We start from the raw sequence: 6,698 nt of genomic DNA, 5'->3' as shown, positions 1-6,698 counted from the left end.
TTTTGAGTTTTGAGTTTTGAGTTTTGAGTTTTGAGTTTTGAGTTTTGAGTTTTGAGTTTTGAGTTTTGAGTTGTAGAAGCTTTACTCAGTCACGGTCTCGACCTAAGATCTATCGCATCCTCTATTTGAATTGGTATAACTTAGGCGGTTTTTAGGCGAGTAAATCGAGGGGCAAGGTAACACTAACGGTGGTGCCTACTCCCACGCTGCTAGTGAGACTAATGTGACCCGAATGGGCATCTACACAGCGTTTGACGATCGCCAATCCTAACCCCGTTCCTTGGATTGACGTAACATTTTCAGCCCGAAAAAAGGACTCAAATAGGCGGGCTTGATCAGAGTCTGGAATTCCAATGCCCTGATCTTGCACCAAAAATATCGCCCTCTGCTCGACCGGATCAATCCTGAAAGCCAGTTGTACCAACGTATTTGGCAGAGAATATTTAATGGCGTTGGAGAGCAGGTTGGTCAAAATGTAGCGTAAGAGCTTTTCATCCATCCAAACGTTTTGGTGATCTCCTTGACCATTGAAGACAATTGTGTGGGAACTTCCGTCAAACATCGCAAATTCTTCAACCAAATCATGGCAGAACTGCTCCAAGGAAAACGATGCAGGCTGATAGACCAAGCGATCGGCTTCGGCTTGCCCCATAAACAATACATCTTCCATCAATTGGTTCATGGAGCGAACTGAGGTGTTTATCCGTTGCAGGTATGCTTTTTTTTGAGTTTCTGTAAGATTCTGTCGTTTTTCGAGTAGCTCGGTGGCAGTGCGAATAATGGCAAGGGGATTGCGGAATTCGTGGGAAACGGTGGAGACAAACTGAGATTTTAGCTGACTAAGTTCTTTCTCTTTTGCCAAAGCTTGGGATAGCAGTTCGGTCTGGCGGCGATCGCTCATATCCCAAAACACCACGACTGCTCCGAGTGTTTCTCCAGAGGGTCGCTTGAGCGGTGAGGCGCTGTCGCCAATGGGAATCTGGGTTCCGGTTTTGGTCACTAAGGCAGTGAAGTTGTCTAAATATGCGACTTGCTGCGATTGCAATACTTTGGCGATCGGATTTTCGGCAGGCATTTCCGTCACTTCATTCATTAGCTGAAACACCTTTGTCACTGCCTGACCCAACGCCTCATCCTGTTGCCACTCTGTTAATGCCTCGGCAGCGGGATTCATAAAGGTGATCATGCCTTCAGCATCGGTGGCAATCACGGCATCGCTCATGGAACGCAATAGGGTTGCTAGTTGATCTCGATTTTCCTGGAGTTCAGATGCAACTTGATGTTTAAATAGACCGATCTCAACGGCAACCCGTAAATCATCGGCAGTAAAGGGTTTAACGATATAGCCAAAGGGATGAGTTGCCTTTGCCCGCTCAAGGGTGCTGTCGTCGGCATAGGCAGTCAAGTAGATGATGGGAATATCGACTTGTTCTCGAATTTGGGTGGCGGTTTCAATTCCATCCATGGAGCCTTTCAAGACAATATCCATGAGAATTAGATCGGGTTGGGTTTCGATGACTTTGGCGATCGCCATGGCACCCGAAGAAGCAGTATCTGTGACAATATAGCCCAACTGTTTTAGTTGACTAACAATCGTTTTTGCAACGATGACTTCATCCTCAACAACTAAAATTTTGGTGTTAGCCAATTCAACCTCTACTTTGGTGATGCAGACTGTTTGCATAATACAGATTGTGGAAATTTTAGCCTGAACGTTGTTCCTGGGCTGCGATCGACCGCAAGATTGCCTTCTAATTGCTCAGTAGACAAAGCGTATACCAAAGATAACCCTAAGGATTGAATGTTATTTAAATCTAACTGGTCTGGCAATCCTACTCCGTTATCTTGAATGATTAACTCAAGCTCGTGTTCAATCTGACGGAGTTGAATCCGAATCTCTCCAGCTTGATGGGTGGGAAATGCATATTTGAGGGCATTGGAGACTAACTCGTTGATGATTAATCCACAGGGTATCCCTTGATCAAGGCTTAAAATTACGGGTTCCACATCGACTTGTAGAGCGATCGCCCCAGGCGAAACCTTGTAAGTGGTCAGCAAGCTTGTGGCTAAGCTTTGAATATAGTCAGCCGCATCAATTTGTTCCAGGTCTGCTGCAATATATAGCTTTTTGTGGATCAACGACATGGACTCGACCCGATTTTGGCTTTCTCTTAGCGCGTGAACAGCCGGAGAGTCTTGCAGGCTTTGGGCTTGTAGTTGCAGCAACCCAGACACAATCTGGAGGTTGTTTTTAACCCGATGATGAATTTCTTTAAGCAACACTTCTTTCTCGGTCAGAGCAGATCGAAGGTGTGCTTCTGCCTGCTGCCGTTCTGCGATTTCGGTTTGAGCCCGCTCGAATGCCTGCGCTTGCTGGATGGCGATCGCCAATTGATCCGCAATCGTTTGCACGATGCCGACTTGCTCCTCAGTCCACGCAGAAGTTTGTTTGGCTTGAAACAGACTGAAACTGCCCCACAGCGATTGATCTACAATTAGGGGCACCAACAACCATGACTCTGGGAAGCTTTGGGCAATTTCTTGATTAATCTTGTCTTTCAGAGTACCGGGATCATCAATGCGGACGACCTTAAATTGTTTCAATTGATCGGCGATCGGATTGTCCCGATCAGCAATTTCAGTTCCTATCGTGTTGGGCAGCGCTGGGTTACGTCGATGTTCCGCAATATGCTTCCAACAGTGGCGATCGGGTAAATATTGAACCACAACTGAGCGATCGGCTTGCAGCAGATGGGCAATTTCAACGGTTGCAGTGGCAAAAACCATGTCCAACTCCAAAGACTGGCGAATTGCCTTCACCACTCGGCTCAGAGCCTGCTCTTGATCGACCCGCTGACGCAATGCTTGTTCACGTTGGCGCAGTGCTGCCTCGGCTTGCTTAAGATCACTTAAATCTATATCTACACAATACAGTTCCAACTCACCTTCAAGATTCGTCAGCATCGTGTGACTGGAATAGACCGCAACTTTAGAGCCATCTTGATGCATTAAACTCAATTCGCCTGCCGGGATAGGTTGGTTGTCCGTGAGCCAATTTTCAACCTCTGCAACCACTGCTTGCCGCCCTTCTGGGGGAATAATTAGATCCTCCAACTGCTGACCTAGGGCTTCTGTTTTGCTATAGCCATAGAGTTGTTCGCTGGCACAATTCCAGTAAATGACCTGACGATGGCGGTTGTATCCTTGAACCGCAATTTTGGGGGTGGACTCAAACAAGTTGCGAAATCGCTGTTCGCTTTTCTCTAGGGCTGTTTGTATGTGTTTACGCTGGGTAATGTCGGTGATCATTGCCAGCGCCCCAATATAGTGTCCAGCATCGTCATACAGCGGATTGGTTGAAACTAACGCCCACAGATCGTCTCCTGTTTTGGTCTTAAACCGAAAGTCGTGCTGTTCTTTAATGCCTTGTCTCCGACGTTCTAAGTTGTAGTCGGCGATCGCTTTTCCGGTTTCATCCATGAAGTGAAACAACTCTTTACCCATCATTTCATGGATCGTATAGCCCAACATTTCTGCCATATGGGGATTGACATAAGTCGTGTGGTTTTCAACATCGATCATCCAAATCCCTTCCAGCATCGTTTCGATCACCTGGCGATAGCGCTCCTCGCTGGCTTGCAAAGCGCTTTCCGCCTGCTTGCGAACAACTTCGTCGTGCTTTGCTTCGGTCACATCCAGGGCAATGCCCCCAACCAAACTGCGACCATCTGCATGGGGCAACGGAAATTTGTATATCAAAAACTCACCCAAACTACCATCTGCTCGAATCCCAGGTTCCAATACCTCAACGACTTGCCCACTGTTAGCCACCATTTGGATGTTGTCTAAATACACCTGGGCGATCGCCGATGGGTACAAGTCGAACACTGTCTTTCCGATCAAATCCGTTGGCACCTGAAACATACGAGTATAGGTTTGGCTAACGTATTCCATTTTGCCGTTCGGATCGGTTACCCAGGCAGCAGTTGGACTGTAGTCCATAAACAGGCGGAAGCGCTCTTCGCTCTTCCGTAGCGCTGCTTCGGTTTGCTTCAGTGCGGTGATATCTCGCCCCACTGATTGCAACTCGATGAGGTGCCCTTGGTTGTTAAAAATTCCCTGGTTGAGCCATTGCGTCCAGCCCACTTGATTATCGGCACGGCGATCGCGATTTTCTGCAACAAAACTAGAGTGAGCAGGTGAAAGAGTAGCAATTTGCTGAAGAATACTGGGCAGATCATCGGCATCGGCAAAATTACACCATTGTTGCCCAATGACCTGCTCTAAGGACTGCCCCAAGGCGCGACACATGGCATCGTTGGCAAACGTGATGGTGGTGTCGGGTAGCGATCGCAAAATAAAATCGCTTTGGGTTTGCACCACTTGCCGATAGCGAAATTCACTGGCAGCCAATGCTTGCTTAATTTGGTGTTGTTTTGCCTCGCCGCGAATTCGCTCTGTAATATCTTGAAAGGCGGCGATCGCGTATTCAACCTGTCCGCGATCGTCCAGAATTGGAGTTGCCCACACCTCCATCGGCACCACTTGATCGACCCCTTGATCGACCCGATGAACTTCTATATCGTCTACTTGCACCGTTTTTCCAGCGAGTGCTAGATTGCTGGGCAACTCGTCAACGGGATAAAGCTCTTGGCTAGAAGTGCGATAAACCTGAAAGATTTCAGGCAGCAGATTTGTTTGAGGTTCAGAACGGCGATCGATACCTAGCAGTTCTTGCCCAACATGATTCACATAAGCTAACTGCCCAGTAGAGTCATGAACGGCAATACCAATTGGAGTTGCATCCAAAAACTGCGTCAGACGGCTCTTATCATCCAGTAAACCATTACACTGCTCTAGCTTTGCTAGTAAAGCTGCCACCAATTGTTTGACTGATTCCGGCGTAAGGTTCCAATCCTCTGGAGCAATATTTGCAATAGATAGAGGCTGTTCTTTCATAATTGCTCGGTTGGCAAGCCGTGACAGTTTATTGGAAAGTGTCCCATTGTCTAAAGTTGCACCCGTAAATACACCCAGCTATCCCATAGTTGCTTAAGCCTCTGGAGTTTTAGTTGGTGGCTTTTCAGATATTGCCGGAGAGGTTGAAATGCTAGGTTTAGAGGTGATTTCTTCAGAAGAGGGCGGTATCAGTCCTATAGAATTGGCGGCTGGAGCTTCAGTAGACTCAATCCCCAGTTGTCCTTTGGCGGCTGACAAAGCAGCGGCTAAACTCGATCGCCCTGCCGATAGCAAAGACTTTCCCGTTTTGCCTAACACATCACTGCTACTAGCTTCTGCGGTTGGCTCTTGGGCGCTCGTTTGCATCTCATCTACCCAGGCACGAGCCTTTTGACCTGTGGCATAAGAAGTTTGCCAAAACCAATCGCCCAACACAAAAACTAGGCACACGACTAGCCATAGTAATAATCCTGTTTCTCGAAGAATTGCCCAAGTAGTGCCCAGGGTTTGCTGATAGGTTGCAGCCGTTGACGGATTAGAAATAAGCTGCCACAGTTTACTCGCTTGACTCTTAAGCCGTTCCATATTGTTTTCCTTCCCAAAATTTTTACAAACACTAGCATCTTTAAACCTACCCTCTCTCGGTCAAGATTGATGGCTCCGATGGATACAATAAATGAACAGCTTTTTGCATAAGTGTTTCAGCCCATGACAGCGCCCTCAGACCTAGAAACTATCGATCAAGAGTTAGCCCAGGATGATGCAATCTCTGAAATCACCCGTCCGGCTGACCTTAATCATGACTCGGCAGATCTAGATACAAATCTAGACGATGACCTGCCCGATGAAAAAGAGATGTCTTTGTTTGATCATTTAGAAGAACTGCGGCGGCGGATCTTTTATGCGCTGATTGCGGTGGGAGTTGGTGCGATCGCCTGCTTTGCCGGGGTGAAACCAATTGTGCAACTGCTCGAAATTCCGGCGCAAGGGGTAAAATTCCTTCAGCTTGCCCCCGGAGAATATTTCTTTGTTTCGCTCAAAGTGGCGGGCTATTGCGGCATTCTGGTCGCAAGCCCGGTGATTTTGTATCAAATTGTAGCGTTTGTGGTGCCCGGTCTAACTCGCAAAGAGCGGCGGCTGTTAGCTCCGATCGTGTTTGGCTCCAGCATTTTGTTTGTGGCAGGATTAGCGTTTGCCTACGTTGCCCTGATTCCGGCTGCGCTCAACTTTTTCATTACCTACGGCGCAGATGTGGTGGAACAAAGCTGGTCGATCGAAAAATATTTTGAATTTGTGCTGCTGTTGCTGTTTAGTACGGGACTGGCGTTTCAGGTGCCAATTATTCAGGCATTGTTAGGCTTGCTGGGCATTGTATCTTCTCGGCAAATGCTGTCGGGCTGGCGGTTTGTGCTGGTGGGGGCGGCAGTTGTTGGCGCGGTATTGACTCCTTCCACCGACCCTCTGACGCAAAGTTTGCTCGGTGGAGCTATTACCGCGCTATACTTCGGCGGCATTGGCATTGTGAAACTGTTGGGCAAGTAGAGGGATTGAGCGATGACGGCAATGGTGCTGAGTTTGGCTAGTTGATTAATCCTCAGAATCAGCAGGTGGAAATCTAGGCGTTGCTGAATCTAGATATGAAATTCGTAGGGGCAATCCCTTGTGGTTGCCCTTATCCCAGCAAGGGTAGGCACAAGGCGCTACCCCTACCCATGAAAATCATGTCTGCATTCAGCAAT

General features: G+C 47.8%; 4 protein-coding genes. 1 reads left to right on the top strand and 3 read right to left on the bottom strand.

The features are described 5' to 3' along the window. Positions 1-151 precede the first annotated feature (151 nt). From AB3R30_RS12730 to AB3R30_RS12720, 3 genes are all read right to left on the bottom strand, one after another. A complete protein-coding gene (locus tag AB3R30_RS12730) occupies positions 152-1,648 on the bottom strand; it encodes a hybrid sensor histidine kinase/response regulator (RefSeq protein WP_458649565.1) in 1,497 nt (498 codons plus the stop codon). An 8-nt stretch (positions 1,649-1,656) separates the two neighbouring features. Next, entirely contained in the window at positions 1,657-4,959 is a 3,303-nt protein-coding gene (locus AB3R30_RS12725) for a PAS domain S-box protein (protein ID WP_458649564.1), read from the bottom strand. Positions 4,960-5,052: 93 nt separating this feature from the next. Then, positions 5,053-5,544, bottom strand: a complete 492-nt coding sequence (locus AB3R30_RS12720; protein WP_458649563.1) for a hypothetical protein — start codon at positions 5,542-5,544, stop codon at positions 5,053-5,055. A gap of 123 nt (positions 5,545-5,667) precedes the next feature. On the opposite strand from AB3R30_RS12720, the gene tatC reads away from it, so the two are divergent. After that, complete coding sequence (gene tatC, locus AB3R30_RS12715; protein WP_458649562.1) at positions 5,668-6,501, top strand: twin-arginine translocase subunit TatC; 834 nt, start codon at positions 5,668-5,670, stop codon at positions 6,499-6,501. Positions 6,502-6,698 lie beyond the last annotated feature (197 nt).

The organism is Sivoneniella epilithica UHCC 1019 (genome assembly GCF_040830845.1).
Taxonomy (GTDB): Bacteria; Cyanobacteriota; Cyanobacteriia; order Leptolyngbyales; family Leptolyngbyaceae; genus ULC077BIN1.
This window is presented reverse-complemented; position numbering and strand designations above follow the sequence as displayed.

Bases quoted from the DNA above. Each gene is read 5' to 3' on its own strand.
- AB3R30_RS12725 (WP_458649564.1), bottom strand. From the start codon at position 4,959: ATGAAAGAACAGCCTCTATCTATTGCAAATATTGCTCCAGAGGATTGG.
- AB3R30_RS12720 (WP_458649563.1), bottom strand. From the start codon at position 5,544: ATGGAACGGCTTAAGAGTCAAGCGAGTAAACTGTGGCAGCTTATTTCT.
- tatC (WP_458649562.1), top strand. From the start codon at position 5,668: ATGACAGCGCCCTCAGACCTAGAAACTATCGATCAAGAGTTAGCCCAG.